This is a genomic window from Paenibacillus paridis, from assembly GCF_006345825.1.
Lineage (GTDB): Bacteria > Bacillota > Bacilli > Paenibacillales > Paenibacillaceae > Pristimantibacillus > Pristimantibacillus paridis.
This window is the reverse complement of record NZ_VCIX01000085.1, coordinates 193,254-207,174: the sequence shown is the minus strand read 5'-3', so window position 1 is coordinate 207,174 and position 13,921 is coordinate 193,254. Positions and strand designations below refer to the sequence as shown.

Here is a 13,921-nt window from a genome sequence, read left to right as displayed (position 1 = left end):
ACGTTTGTTTGCTTTTATTCAGTTTATCAAAAACATGCTGCTGCTGTAAAGAAAAAAAGATGCCGGCAGCATTTCTTCTGCACGGCACCTTCCTTTTTGTTATATTTCATTTATTCGCAGTAAAGGTTTCGCTTGCCTGCTTCACTAGTTCTGACAACGCTGCATCATCCGGAATGACAGAATTTGACTCTCCGGACCAGGTCCAGTAGGCCAAGAACTCAATATTGCCTTCTCCGCCCGTAATGGGAGAGAACGTAATATCCTGTAAGGTATATCCCAACTCTGCAGCAGATGTCAACACCGTACGGAGAACATCCCTGTGAACTCCTGAATCGCGTACGACTCCCGATTTGCCTACTTTCTCGCGGCCGGCCTCGAACTGAGGCTTAATTAGAGCCACAATGCCGGAACCAACCGATAATAATTGAGAAAGAGCTGGTAAAATAAGCTTTAAAGATATAAAGGATACATCGATGGAAGCAAAGGTCGGTGGAGGACCGACCAAATCAGCAGGCTGCGTATACCGAAAATTGGTACGCTCCATGACATGCACTCGTTCGTCTTGTCGCAATGACCAGTCCAACTGATTATAACCAACATCAACCGCATAGACATAGGCTGCACCATTCTGAAGAGCACAATCGGTAAATCCGCCCGTGGAAGCGCCTATATCCAGCATGACCCGCCCATTCAAATCGAGATTGAACTTTCGGATGGCTTTCTCAAGCTTCAATCCGCCTCGGCTAACATAAGGATGCAGGGCTCCTTTTACCTTAATATCAGCGGTGCGGACAACCTTCATGCCGCTTTTGTCTACAGGCTCATCATTCACAAGCACTAGTCCTGCCATTAAAGCCGCTTTGGCTTTTTCCCTGCTTTCATAAAAGCCGCGTTCAACGAGCAATACGTCTATCCGTTCTTTCGGTGTTGTTGTCATCGTTCTCCCTCAACCATTACTGTTGACCAGTAACACGCTTCATCCGTCTTGGCAGCATCGATTTAAGCTCGGTAGCTACCCTGTCAGCTGTAAGGCCAATTTCTTTTCTTTGTTCCTTAATCGTCCCATGCTCCACGAAAATATCTGGAACGCCGATAATGCGAACAGGCAATCCGTAAATTCCTTTAAGCGAATAAAACTCCAGAACGGAGCTGCCCAAGCCGCCAAGTTCAGCGCCTTCCTCCAGTACGATCATGTTTTTGCCTTCAGCAGCCAGCGATAATAACATTTGCTCATCAAGCGGCTTGATAAAACGCGCATTAACGATCTGAACATTCAAGCCTTCGCGTTTGAGCAAATCTGCGGCTTCCTCGGCGACCTGAATCATCGGGCCAATGGCTACAATAACTCCTGAATCTCCTTCACGCAGCGTCTCCCAGCTGCCGATGGGCAGTGGTTGCGGATCGGCATCCATTTCTACACCCAAACCAGCAATCCTAGGATAGCGAACCGCGATCGGACCATCATTATACTCAACAGCCGTTTTCATCATTTGTCTGAGTTCATTTTCATCCTTTGGCATCATAATGACCAAATTCGGAATATGTCTAAGGAACGGTATATCGTATACGCCATGATGTGTTTCTCCATCAGGCCCTACGAAACCCGCACGGTCAATTGCAAAAATCACGTTTAAATTTTGGCGGCAAATGTCATGCACGACCTGGTCATAAGCACGCTGCAGGAAAGTGGAATACACCGCAAAAACAGGCTTCATCCCTTCCATGGCAAGTGCTGCTGACATCGTAGCCGCATGCTGCTCCGCGATTCCTACATCAATCATGCGATTGGGAAAACGCGCAGCGAAAGGCAGCAATCCGGAACCACCGGGCATAGCCGGAGTAACGGCAATGATCCGCTCGTCTTTCTCTGCCAGCTCGATCAGCATTTGACCGAATACATCTGTATATACGGGAGGGCCAACCGCCTTTACAACTTGGCCGGATTCGATTTTGTATGGCGTTATGCCATGCCATTTGAATGAATCGGCTTCGGCTGGCGAATATCCTTTGCCCTTCACGGTCAATACATGAACGAGCACCGGCCCAGGCATCGAATCGGCTTGACGCATAATATCAAGCATTTGCTCGATATCATGCCCATCTACAGGACCTAGGTAGGTGAATCCAAATTGCTCGAATAAAATTCCGCTTACGAGCAAATATTTTAAGCTGTCCTTAAAGCGCTCGGCTGTTTTGGCAAGCTTGCCGCCAATGGCTGGAATTTTGTTAAGGAGCTGCTGCAGTTCGTCCTTAGCCTTATGATAATGGCGGTCGGTACGTATTTTCCCTAAATAATGATGAAGCGCTCCAACGTTAGGCGCAATGGACATCTCATTATCATTCAAGATTACAATCAGATTCTTCTTCTCATGTCCGATATGATTGAGTGCCTCAAGTGCCATACCGCCAGTTAACGCACCATCACCGATAACCGCGACAACTCGATTGGTCTCGCCCTTCAGATCACGAGCAAGCGCCATCCCCATCGCCGCGGACAAAGAGGTACTGCTGTGACCAGCTTCCCATACGTCATGCTCACTCTCTGCGCGCTTAACAAAGCCGCATAAGCCTTTGTACTTGCGCAGAGTATCAAACCTGTCCATTCGGCCTGTTAATATTTTGTGTACATATGATTGATGCCCCACGTCAAAAATAAACTTATCCTCAGGGCTATTAAATAAATAATGCATCGCTATGGTCAGTTCCACAACTCCTAGGTTAGGAGCCAGATGACCACCCGTAACGGAAAGTTTCTCAATCAAGAACTGGCGGATTTCACCGGCCAGCTGTTCCAATTGAGCCGTTGTTAAACCTTTCAAATCTTGAGGTCCGTTAATATGGTCAAGCAGCACGTTGCTTTCCTCGCTTTCGCGGACAGCCTCTAACTGCCGTCCCATGTACATCTACATTTTACCTATTATAGCATACTGCGATTTTTTTCCCAACCAAAATGGAAAAAGCATGTTGTCTCAATGGTCGCGCTGAACAAGATAATCCGCAATTTCGAGCAGCCGTTCCGGCGCTGCCAGCTCTGCTTCAAGAACAGCAGACTTCGCTTCTTGGGTTAGACGCTCAACCTGAGCTTTGCTCTCTTCTATTCCGATCAGGAACGGATAGGTTACTTTATTTTGCTCAACATCACTATTCGTTTTCTTGCCAAGCTTCTTCTCGTCGCCGATTAAGTCGAGAATATCATCCTGAATTTGAAAGGCAAGTCCGATGTTTCTGCCATACCGGGCAAGCAGCTCAAGCTGCTTAGCAGTCGCGCCTCCGATACGTCCCCCTGCCGTTACCGAGAATACGATCAGGTCACTTGTTTTGTGAAGATGGATATACTCCAGCTCTGCAATGGAAGTAATGCCTTGCTCGCCAAGCATATCCGCTACTTGACCGCCAACCATCCCCGGAGCTCCGGCTAACTTGGCCAGATCCTCTACGATAGCAAGCGCGACTTCTGCCGCAATTCCGCCTTGCCGCGAGGCTTGAGACACAAGATGGAAAGCATGCGTCAGCAGCGCATCGCCGGCTAAAATCGCCATAGCTTCGCCAAATACTTTATGATTGGTGGGCTTTCCTCTTCGGAAATCATCATCGTCCATAGCCGGCAAATCATCATGAATCAGAGAGTAAGTATGAATAAATTCAACAGCACTGGCAACGGGAATAGCCGCATCAAGTGAAATTTGTCCCCTAATAGCCTCCGCAGCAGTTAAAACAAGGGCAGGTCTGAGGCGTTTGCCGCCTGCTTCAAGGGAATACTGCATCGCCTCGCGCAGCCTCTCAGGAACGTCCCATGCAGATGGCACAGATTGTTTAAGCGAAGCTTCGATCTGCTCCGCGCATTGCGTTAAATACGCTTTTATGGATGGCCTCTCGTTCAAGCTTATTCCCCTTTATCCTCGTTTACATCCGCAAACGGTTTTTTCTGGAAGCCCTGTTCCGTCTCAATCAAAACCTCGATTTTGCGCTCGACTTGTTCAAGCTTTCCGCCACACAGTTTGGAGAGGATCATACCTTCTTGAAACAGCTCAATGGCGGTCTCAAGTGGAACATCTCCGTTCTCAAGCCTAGATACGATAGAATCGAGACGTTCCATCGCTTCTTCAAAAGTAAGTTCGCTGTTATTTGTTGCTGCCATCGATTTGATCTCCTCTCAATGAGTCTACACGACAGTCCAGTTGACCATCTGCCACCTTGACCTTAACGATGTCGCCCAGCTTTACATCGCGAATCGATTTAATGAGCTGCTGCTCTTGCTTATCATAGACTAGGCTGTAACCTCTGGACATGACCTTAAGCGGGCTTAACGCATCCAGTTGCTTCATCGTGCTATGCAGGCTGAGTTTTTTCTCTTTCAATACCAAAGTCATCGCTTGCTCAAGCTGTTTGCTTGCCGATTGCCATCTCTTGGCTGCAAAAGCTACGCGCTCGCTTGGATTGTGCCCGGCCAGCGTTGTCTGCAGCCTCGCGAGGCGCGTATGCCCCCGCTCAGCTATCCGCTTCGTTCGCTGTTCGAGCTGCTCGGTCAAGCGGTCAAGCCGCTCTGCCTGATCCAATAAATATCTGCGCGGGTAGAGAAAAAACGGCGAGCGGCGAATCCGCTGCAGCTTATCCTTATCCGACTGAACGCGATAACGGATGCCTTGTATTAACCGCTGCTGCTGCCTTTGGAGCTGCTGGTGCAATTCCGCTATGTTCGGAACAGCCAGCTCAGCTGCGGCCGTAGGCGTCGCAGCTCTCAAATCGGCTGCGAAGTCAGCGATCGTAAAGTCTGTCTCATGGCCCACAGCGCTAATAACGGGAATTCTTGAAGCAGCAATGCTTCTTGCGACCGCTTCTTCGTTGAAAGCCCAAAGCTCTTCCAGCGATCCGCCTCCGCGCCCTACAATTAATACGTCCGCTTCGCCAAAACGGTTCATTGCTTCGATCGCTTTTACAATATCAGGCGCAGCCTGCTTGCCTTGCACAAGCACGGGATAAATATAAACAGGAATTAATGGATATCTCCGCTGCAGCGTAATAATAATATCCCGTACCGCGGCACCCGTCGGCGATGTGATAACGCCTATCGCTCGGGGAAAACGCGGAATCGTACGCTTGCGGGCATCCGAGAACAAGCCTTCTGCGCCCAGCTTGCTCTTAAGCTGTTCAAATGCAAGATATAGGCTGCCAATGCCGTCTGGCTGCATCGATTGGACATAAAACTGATAATTGCCGTCACGCTCGTAAACCGAAATATTGCCTCTTGCAATAACCTTCGTTCCCTCTTTTGGAATAAAAGGGAGCCTTTGATTATAGGAGGCAAACATGATCGATTTTATCCGGCTATCGCTATCTTTCAGCGTAAAGTACATATGGCCGCTGGAATGATGGGTGAAATTCGAAATTTCACCACGCAGCATAATATCAGACAGCAGCGGATCCGACTCCATTTTCATCTTAATATAACGATTAAGTTCCTTTATGGAATAAACCCGAGGCTGTTCTGCCATGCTTGCATCACTCCTTGATTCCGTTTGCCCTTTTTGCTGCTGTAATCGTATTTTTCATAAGCAATGTAATCGTCATCGGCCCAACGCCGCCTGGGACAGGCGTAATGTAACCCGCAGTATCCAAGCAATCTTCGAAATCAACGTCCCCTGCCAGTTTGCCATCTGGCAAACGGTTAATGCCTACGTCGATAACGATCGCGCCTGGCTTGACGAATTTGCTGTCAATGGCTTTGGCTTTGCCGATTGCAACCACCAAGATGTCTGCTTGCTTTGCGATTTCTTCCATGTTAGCCGTACGGGAATGACATACTGTTACCGTCGCATTCTCACGCAGCAAAAGCATGGCCACAGGTTTGCCTACGATATTGCTTCTGCCGATGACTACGGCATGCTTGCCCGAAATCTCTACGCCGCTGCGTTTGATGAGTTCGATGACGCCGGCAGGTGTGCAAGGAAGCAAGCTATCATCGCCAATAACCAGATTGCCTACGCTTTCCGGATGGAACCCGTCTACGTCTTTGTCAACGCTTATAGCATCGATAACTGCCTTTTCGTTAATATGCTTGGGAAGAGGCAGCTGTACTAGAATACCGTTAATAGAAGTTTGTTGGTTCAAGCGCTCAATGACAGCAAGCAATTCAGCTTCACTTGTATCAGCAGCAAGCCGGTGAACCTCAGAATAGAATCCGAGCTGCTGGCATGCCTTCTCCTTAGAGCCAACATACACTTTCGAAGCAGGGTCTTCACCTACAAGTACAACGGCTAAACCAGGAACAACGCCCTTTTCCTTTAAGGCTGCAGTTTCCGTAATCATTTCCTCTCGGATCAGGTCGGATATTTTCTTTCCTTCAATGATTTGTGCGCACATAGCTCCAGTCTCCTTTAGCATTCTTCTTTTATAAAATGTTTTTGCAATGAAATCATTTCATTATGATTTGAGCTCTTCGATTTCGGATAACAGCTTGCCCAGCACGCCGTTAACAAACTTGCCCGATTCCTCTGTGCCAAAATGCTTTGCAAGCTCGATCGCTTCGTTGATTGCCGCTTTGGGCGGAACGTCATCGCGGAATACCATTTCATAGGTTGCGAGCCTTAACACTTGGCGGTCTACCCGTGACAAACGATCGATGTGCCAACCTGTCAAAAACTGCATCAGCATGCCATCGATGGCTTGCTTATGCTCCATCACGCCGAGTACAAGCTCGCGTACGAATTCATCCGTGCTGCCAATCTCTGATGGGTCAGCGCCAATTTCATTTTCTTGACGCAGCTCGTCCATCAGCATATCCACTGCATCCGATGCCGTTACCTCGTTCATTTCCATTTGATATAAACTAGATACTGCTATTTCTCTCGCTAATCTTCGTTTCATGTGACCTCCACGGCAGCTTTATGCCGATAAAATGGTTTTTTCTTTTTCTCACTATATTTCAAAAAAAACCTATGATCTCCTCCCTGCCACGAATTAGCGGCTTTCCGAAATCCGGAGTACGGAGGAGACCACAGGATCATTTAAACGGCCTAAATCTTTCTAACAACGAATACCAAAGGCGCTGCCATGGAAAGATAGGTCCGTTGCTTGTTTCCTTCTGCACACCGATCCAATAACCGATCGATACAAGCAGCCCTACAAAAAGCATGTCCCAAAAACCGACAAACAAATATAATATTCCAAAAAACAGCCCTGTCGCAGCGCCAGCGGCGCGCTTTCCATAGACGGCCCAGAACTCCCTCCACATCAGCAAACCCACCTCTATTCCACGCGACTCTTGAACGTGCCCGATTGAATGATGTTCGCAACATATACCGCAACGTTCATGACAGGTATGCCGGCAATATCCTCAACATGCTCCTTCACGGCGCGCTGAATCTCCTCAGTCAGAACCGGAATGGAGCTTTCTCCGTCCACCACGGCACGAATGACAATATCAAGCCCAGCGTCGGTAGCACGAATGCGTGCGCGAAGATCCTTCACCCCGCGTTGACGGGACGCTGCCTTAAGGGCCAAGTTTTCAATCGTTTCAAGAGAGATGCGAATATCGCCAAAGTCAGTTCTTTGATCAATCGATGGTGCAGATGCGGAACCCCGATGAAGCGATACGATGAAAAACCTCAAGCTAAGGATAAATAGGATGACACCCGTCACGGCTAGCGTAATTTTGATGGCATCTATGCGATAGGCATCGCTTACGAAATCGCTCAAAAGATCTTCGGATATCCAGCCAAAACCTATAGATAGCACAAATACCGATAAACATCCAATAACGATGCTGTATAAAAACAAAAGCAGCTTGTCCACGACCTTAACCAACGTAGCGCCTCCTCCTGCCAAGCCGAATGAAAACCCCCTTGCGCCGAGCGGCATGCCCATTCACGAGGGGGTTGTACGGAATTTAATTAAAAAATCTCTATTTAACTCTGTAGGTAGTCTCTTCTTCTTCCGGTTTATCAGGCGTCTTGAAATGTACATCGTGAATATGTACGTTCACTTCAACAACGTGAAGGCCCGTCATCATCTCGATCGAACGCTTCACATTCCGTTGAATCTCGGAAGCAATCTCAGGAATTCGATTCCCGTACTCAACGATAATAGAAACATCTACCGCCGCTTCACGCTGACCCACTTCAACTTTAACACCTTTGGATAAATTTTTACGACCCAGAAGCTCAACGATGCCTCCAGCAAATCCGCCGCTCATTCCAGCGACTCCATCCACTTCAATCGTAGCTAATCCAGCGATAACTTCAATAACCTCAGGTGCAATTTGAATGGTGCCAATGTCCGTTTTCTCATACTCAGCAGCAATCGTACTCATGATGGCTGTACACCTCCTTAAAGTTGCGCGTACCTGGCGCGAGGCCAAGCAATAAACCGCATCTTGTTAATATACTATAACATTCGCCAAGAAATATGACAAACGATACTACTTGTTCACATTATTGTCGTATTGTCATTCCGGAGCGTTAATATCATGCTCTTCAAGGAACTTGATATCAAAGTCTCCGCTCACAAATTTGGGATGGTTCAGCAGCTTCAAATGGAAAGGAATCGTCGTCCGAATGCCTTCAATGGCAAACTCGGACAATGCACGCTTCATTCTTGCGATTGCTTCCTCACGAGTGGCTCCCCAAACGATTAACTTGGCAATCATGGAGTCATAGTGAGGTGAAATCGTATAACCAGGATATACCGCGCTATCGATGCGAACACCGGCGCCCCCTGGAGCTAGATAAAAGGGAATCAAACCTGGGGAAGGCATGAAATTCCTCTCGGAGTCCTCTGCGTTGATTCGGCATTCAATGGACCATCCGTTTATTTTCAGGTCGCTCTGCGCAAAAGAGAGCGGATTGCCTTCCGCGACCGAAATCATTTCTTTAATGAGATCCACATTCGTGATCATTTCCGTTACGGGATGCTCTACTTGGATACGGGTGTTCATCTCCATAAAATAGAAGTTCCCATCCTGTCCAAGCAAAAATTCCAGCGTGCCCGCGCCTGAGTAGTTAACCGCAAGCGCAGCGCGAACCGCTGCTTGTCCCATCCGTTCGCGAAGCTCTGGAGACAAGACCGAACATGGAGCTTCCTCCACCAATTTCTGGCGGCGGCGCTGAACCGAGCAGTCGCGTTCGAACAAATGAACGGCATTGCCGTGCTTGTCGGCCATAATCTGTATTTCCACATGCTTCATTCCGGTTAAGTACTTTTCCAAATATACGCCTGCATTGCCGAATGCCTTCTGAGCTTCCTGCTGCGCGGTCGTAATTTGGGCGATCAGCATCGTCTCGTCATCGGCAATGCGAATGCCCTTGCCTCCGCCTCCTGCCGTCGCTTTGATGATCACGGGATATCCGATTTCACGAGCAACGCTCAAGGCTTCATCCATGTTCTCGACAAGACCGTCAGAGCCAGGAATAATCGGCACATCCGCCGATTTCATCGTCAGCTTGGCCACTGCTTTATCGCCCATTCGGTTAATCGCATCCGGCGATGGGCCGATAAAGGTAATGTTGCATGACTCGCAAATTTCTGCGAAGTCAGCATTCTCGGCTAGGAAGCCATAACCGGGATGAATGGCGTCGCATTCCGTTATTGTAGCTACGCTCATAATATTCGTTAAGTTTAAATAGCTGTCTTTCGATGCAGTTGGGCCGATGCAATAGGCTTCGTCCGCCAGCTTCACGTGAAGTGAATCACGGTCTGCTTCCGAATAAACAGCAACGGTGCTAATGCCAAGCTCGCGGCATGCGCGAATAATACGTACCGCTATTTCTCCGCGGTTTGCAATTAATATTTTGTGAAATTTCACGTAGGAACCCCTTTCAAACAACAGTTTCCCTGTTCGGACGTTAACTCACTTCTTATTCAGGCTTTACAAGGAACAACGGCTGGCCATACTCCACCAGTTGGCCGTTCGAAACCAAGATTTCCACGATTTCACCGCGAACCTCAGCTTCGAGCTCGTTCATCAGCTTCATGGCTTCAAGGATGCAAACGACGCTCTTGTCATTTACACGGTCTCCAACTTTAACAAAAGCTGAGGCTTCCGGCGTCGGTGAACTGTAGAACGTGCCTACCATTGGTGAGACGATTTGGTGCAAATGATCCGTTGAAGGGCGAGCTGGCGCTGTTTCTTGCGCAGCTTGCGGCGCCGCAATCGGGGCAGCTGGTTGGGCTTGTACAGGGGCAGTCGCGTATGTATGCGTAATTGGAGCCGCTTGCACATTCACCACTTCTGTTTTGCCAGGCTTGCGGATGAGCAGGCGAGTCCCTTCGTTTTCGATTTCCAGCTCATGAACGGAAGTTTGATCGACCAATTTGATCAACTCTTTGATCTCGCTCAATTTGAACATGAATATTTTCACTCCTTAAATTTGCGATAGCAAAATTGCCTCCATAGCTTGTGACTATAGAAGGTTTCCATTCCAATCTAAACAATTCTTTCACATAACGTTTAACATTATATCATAAACAAGGCTGAACACGAATCATTTTTTGAACAAGGCTTGCCGGCATCACAAAAAAAGGCCCTGCTTCCACCGGCTGACAAGCTGGTGGAAGCAGGGCCTTTCCGCTACATTCAAGGTTATTTCGCTTAAGGAATATACCGAACAGATACTTGGTCCGCTCCTACATCCATCGTGCTCATCACCATTTTGATAATGTCCGCTGCCTGTTTTTTCTCAAGCTTCTCGGTTGAGACGACGACATCGAACTTATCATTTTGCTCGTCGATTACAACATCCTTAAACTGCTTCAGAAGCTCGGACTCCATGCCCGTCAGCTTGGAGTTTTTTTCCTCAAGCAAGCTTAGCTCAGCCACAGCCGCAGAAGCTTCTTCCGGTTTTTTCGTTGTTTCGTTAATCGCTGCATATATGCGGTTTTCTTCCTCTGTATTCTTAATCTCCCGCTTCGCAAGCAGCTCGCTGAACACGCCTCCTGCCGCTAGCCCTTGCTCTTCAATCAAATCGAGAGCCTTCTGGTCGGCCTCGCTAAGTACAGCGCCGTCAACAGGTTTCCCCACTTCGTTTACGACCAGTCCATCATCTTTGGCAGCTGCTTCCGTCGCGTTTTGTGCCGCCTGCTCCGTTTGAGACCCGTCTGTCAGCACATCCGGCGTATCCACATCCTGCGTAAATAAATAGTAAGCCGACAATACCACCATCAAGCTAAGCATCGATACAAGCCATACCGTTTGTCTTTTCGTGTTCATGAGAACACCCTCCCCAACGTTTCAATTTGAATTTTATTGCTTGCTTGGCACAACGGATATCCGGTTAACCGGCACGCTAATCCCCTTCTCAACTGCATTGACGATAAGACGCCTGACTGTGGCATTCTCTGCCCCCTTAGCGACGATTAGAATGCCGCGGATATGCGGATTAATCGTTTTGGTCACGATCGGCTTCTGATCTCCCGAAACTTCGTACAAGACGACCTGTCCGTCTTTGGTAATGGAGGTAATGTGCCTCCTGCCCCCGTTCGGATCGTTCTCGTCGGTAACCTGCTGCGATTCCTGCATGTTTCGCTCCACAACAACTTCTTCGGTAGAATCAACGGTTACGAGCACGTCCACGCTTCCGACTCCTACAATTTTCTCCAAAATCTCTTTCAGCCTTGTTTCTAACGGATGTTCAATGGCGGCAAATAATGAGCCTGATACTGAATCCGAATGGTTCCATGCCTCTTCCGTCTGCGGCGGGGGATTCGGATCCTGCACCGAAGGTTCGACTTGCTTATAGGTTAAAAATGAATTCATAATCATTAGCGCCGCGCCAATCCCCCCAACGATGAGCAGAATTCGCAGCGTCCGTACTCGCTTCGGACCGCTGGGACCGCCGCCTACCGCTGATTCTATGCCTTCCAGCCATTTGGCCACCGCGCCTTACCTCCTCTCCAGTCCGCGACGTTCATTTATTCACCGGCTGCTGTGCCGGCTGCCTTACTCTAATTTGTTCCGCTTCGACACTCCAGCTTCTGGTAATCGCTTTGCGGATGGCTCCAGCGGTGGCTGGATCTGCCTCAGTCCATTTCCCGCCCTGGCGTTCCTCACTGCTTTCCGCCTCAAAATCCGGAGAAGCGCTCCCTTGCCCAGGCGCTGAAGCTTCGTTTGCCGACGGTTCGATCTCAATTTGAACAATTACCGGCTGCACACTCTCGACCGCGCTTTCTTTTCCAGAAGCATCCGGCTTGTCTTGCACAGATGCAAGAGTAACTGTAATTTGGCTAATGTAAGGCGTTTGTCTCCCCGATACGGTGACCCACTTCAGGACCGCATCCACTTCGTTTACGGTAGCTTTGGTGCTTTGGATCAGTTCCTCGCGGATCGCTGCCTCAAGCGTACGTTCCGTCAGCTTTGCCGCTTCTAACGCCCGCTTATCGCTTAGGGCTTCGGCATTTTTCGCAATCTGATTCAAGCTGGTCATCTGCACGTCACTCGTCATAGCGGTTTTGCTCCATTGCTTCATTCCTTCTTCAAGCTTTGCTCCGATATCGCTCTGTATCAGCTTTAGTATAGGAGATAGGATCGTGAGCAAGATGAACAAGCCGACAACGAGCCGTGCGTAACGCTGCATCGCCTTGTTCGGGAGCAGCAGCTCAACGAACACCGCCAGCAAAATGATTGCGATAATATCTCTCAACCAATCGCTCAACCAAGCAACCACAGCTTCCGTCTCCTCCCTTACCTAACCATCATTGCCGCATTTCCTGCAGTCAAAATAATCGTTACTGCAAGAAAAAACATAAGACTAACGGCAGCGAGTGCCGCAAACACGTAGATCATGGTCTTGCCAATCGTCTCCAAGCAGGCGACAATCGGCGAATCTCCGAGCGGCTGCATGACCGCGGCAGCGATGTTGTAGATAAGCGCCAACGTCAATATTTTGATTGCAGGGAACGCGCTGATGAATAGTAGGATAATGACGCCTGCCAGGCCGATTGCGTTTTTGGCGAGCATCGAAGCAGAAATTACGGTATCCGCAGCGTCCGAGAACATTCTCCCCACAACGGGAACGAAATTGCCGGTGACGAACTTAGCCGTCCTTAGCGTGACTCCATCCGTTACTGCGCCCGTAGCGCCTTGGACAGAAATGACCCCAAGAAACGCCGTGAGCAGAACCCCTAGCACTCCTACGCCGATATTGCGAAGCAGATTTGCCAGCTGTGTAACCTTGAATTTCTCGGATAACGCGCTCGTGATATGAAGCACAGCAGAGAAAAACAATAATGGAAATACGAGTGTATAGATAAGCGTGCCCACCGCATGGATCATAAAAATAATCAAGGGATGCAGCACCGATACCGTCACGACGTTTCCCATGGACGCCAGCAGCGTCAGCAGCAGCGGCACCATCGCCAGCATGAACTGAATCATGCTCTCAATGGCTCCTTTCGCGTAGCCCATCGCAACGTGGAAGCTGTTTACCGCAATGATGATCAGCACCATGTAGGTAATGGAATAGGCGACCTTGCTTACCGCATTTCGCTCAAAGGCATTTTGCAACGTTTCAAGCACCATGCTGAACACCGTCAGCATCACAATCGTGACTAGCAGCTTACCGTTATAGAGCACCTCATGCCACAAGTAGCGAAACAGCCCTTGGAGCATGTCCGTGAACTTTAAACCTTCGCCGCCTGGCAAGATCATTTCCATAAAACTCGGAATCTTCTGCTCTGGAAAATAACCTCCATAATCGTTTCGAAGCTTGTTCCAGTAGTTCTCGACCGCCCCCGTCTCCAGTCCGCCAAGCTGTTCCAGCGCGAGCTCCTTGGATAGCTCCTCCGCTTGCTGCTGATTCGAGGCTCCCCCCGTACCTTCCCCGCTTATGGCATAACCGATATTCGGGACGAAAGCGAATAGTATCACCGAGACAAGAATGAACAGCAGCAGTTTGGCCCTCTCTCTTGCAGGAGTAAGCTTGATCATAAG

At 49.0% G+C, this 13,921-nt stretch carries 16 protein-coding genes; all 16 read right to left on the bottom strand.

Annotated elements, in window-relative coordinates; translation table 11 throughout:
* Window positions 1-106 precede the first annotated feature (106 nt).
* The 16 genes from FJQ58_RS14395 to spoIIIAE all read right to left on the bottom strand — a co-directional run bounded on the left by FJQ58_RS14395 (window position 107) and on the right by spoIIIAE (window position 13,918).
* Window positions 107-937 (bottom strand): TlyA family RNA methyltransferase, encoded by an 831-nt coding sequence (locus FJQ58_RS14395; protein ID WP_139994523.1) that lies wholly within the window; start codon window positions 935-937, stop codon window positions 107-109.
* Between the two features lie 16 nt (window positions 938-953).
* Window positions 954-2,903, bottom strand: a complete 1,950-nt coding sequence (dxs, locus tag FJQ58_RS14390; RefSeq protein ID WP_420799837.1) for a 1-deoxy-D-xylulose-5-phosphate synthase — start codon at window positions 2,901-2,903, stop codon at window positions 954-956.
* A gap of 66 nt (window positions 2,904-2,969) precedes the next feature.
* Entirely contained in the window at window positions 2,970-3,881 is a 912-nt protein-coding gene (locus FJQ58_RS14385; RefSeq protein ID WP_139994521.1) for a polyprenyl synthetase family protein, read from the bottom strand.
* 2 nt (window positions 3,882-3,883) lie between these two features.
* Window positions 3,884-4,138: an exodeoxyribonuclease VII small subunit gene (xseB, locus tag FJQ58_RS14380; RefSeq protein ID WP_139994519.1), complete on the bottom strand. Its 255-nt coding sequence runs from the start codon at window positions 4,136-4,138 to the stop codon at window positions 3,884-3,886.
* The gene (gene xseA, locus FJQ58_RS14375; RefSeq protein WP_139994517.1) at window positions 4,122-5,492 is read right to left on the bottom strand and encodes an exodeoxyribonuclease VII large subunit; all 1,371 of its coding nucleotides are present in this window, start codon (window positions 5,490-5,492) and stop codon (window positions 4,122-4,124) included. The genes xseB and xseA overlap by 17 nt, the downstream gene beginning before the upstream one ends.
* A gap of 7 nt (window positions 5,493-5,499) precedes the next feature.
* Window positions 5,500-6,360, bottom strand: a complete 861-nt coding sequence (gene folD, locus FJQ58_RS14370) for a bifunctional methylenetetrahydrofolate dehydrogenase/methenyltetrahydrofolate cyclohydrolase FolD (RefSeq protein WP_139994515.1) — start codon at window positions 6,358-6,360, stop codon at window positions 5,500-5,502.
* Window positions 6,361-6,420: 60 nt separating this feature from the next.
* Window positions 6,421-6,864 (bottom strand): transcription antitermination factor NusB, encoded by a 444-nt coding sequence (nusB, locus tag FJQ58_RS14365; protein ID WP_139994513.1) that lies wholly within the window; start codon window positions 6,862-6,864, stop codon window positions 6,421-6,423.
* A 136-nt stretch (window positions 6,865-7,000) separates the two neighbouring features.
* The gene (locus FJQ58_RS14360) at window positions 7,001-7,231 is read right to left on the bottom strand and encodes a DUF2273 domain-containing protein (protein ID WP_139994511.1); all 231 of its coding nucleotides are present in this window, start codon (window positions 7,229-7,231) and stop codon (window positions 7,001-7,003) included.
* Between the two features lie 14 nt (window positions 7,232-7,245).
* A complete protein-coding gene (amaP, locus tag FJQ58_RS14355; RefSeq protein WP_139994509.1) occupies window positions 7,246-7,803 on the bottom strand; it encodes an alkaline shock response membrane anchor protein AmaP in 558 nt (185 codons plus the stop codon).
* A 97-nt stretch (window positions 7,804-7,900) separates the two neighbouring features.
* On the bottom strand, window positions 7,901-8,308 hold the full coding sequence (locus FJQ58_RS14350) for an Asp23/Gls24 family envelope stress response protein (protein WP_139994507.1): 408 nt from the start codon (window positions 8,306-8,308) through the stop codon (window positions 7,901-7,903).
* Between the two features lie 135 nt (window positions 8,309-8,443).
* On the bottom strand, window positions 8,444-9,799 hold the full coding sequence (gene accC, locus FJQ58_RS14345; RefSeq protein WP_139994505.1) for an acetyl-CoA carboxylase biotin carboxylase subunit: 1,356 nt from the start codon (window positions 9,797-9,799) through the stop codon (window positions 8,444-8,446).
* A 52-nt stretch (window positions 9,800-9,851) separates the two neighbouring features.
* The gene (accB, locus tag FJQ58_RS14340; RefSeq protein WP_139994503.1) at window positions 9,852-10,343 is read right to left on the bottom strand and encodes an acetyl-CoA carboxylase biotin carboxyl carrier protein; all 492 of its coding nucleotides are present in this window, start codon (window positions 10,341-10,343) and stop codon (window positions 9,852-9,854) included.
* Window positions 10,344-10,585: 242 nt separating this feature from the next.
* Window positions 10,586-11,203 carry a SpoIIIAH-like family protein gene (locus tag FJQ58_RS14335; protein WP_139994501.1) on the bottom strand — a complete coding sequence of 206 codons (618 nt, stop codon included), beginning with the start codon at window positions 11,201-11,203 and terminating at the stop codon, window positions 10,586-10,588.
* 33 nt (window positions 11,204-11,236) lie between these two features.
* Window positions 11,237-11,869 carry a stage III sporulation protein AG gene (spoIIIAG, locus tag FJQ58_RS14330; protein ID WP_139994499.1) on the bottom strand — a complete coding sequence of 211 codons (633 nt, stop codon included), beginning with the start codon at window positions 11,867-11,869 and terminating at the stop codon, window positions 11,237-11,239.
* Window positions 11,870-11,900: 31 nt separating this feature from the next.
* Window positions 11,901-12,656, bottom strand: a complete 756-nt coding sequence (gene spoIIIAF, locus FJQ58_RS14325) for a stage III sporulation protein AF (protein ID WP_139994497.1) — start codon at window positions 12,654-12,656, stop codon at window positions 11,901-11,903.
* Window positions 12,657-12,673: 17 nt separating this feature from the next.
* On the bottom strand, window positions 12,674-13,918 hold the full coding sequence (gene spoIIIAE, locus FJQ58_RS14320; protein ID WP_238404054.1) for a stage III sporulation protein AE: 1,245 nt from the start codon (window positions 13,916-13,918) through the stop codon (window positions 12,674-12,676).
* Window positions 13,919-13,921: the final 3 nt, after the last annotated feature.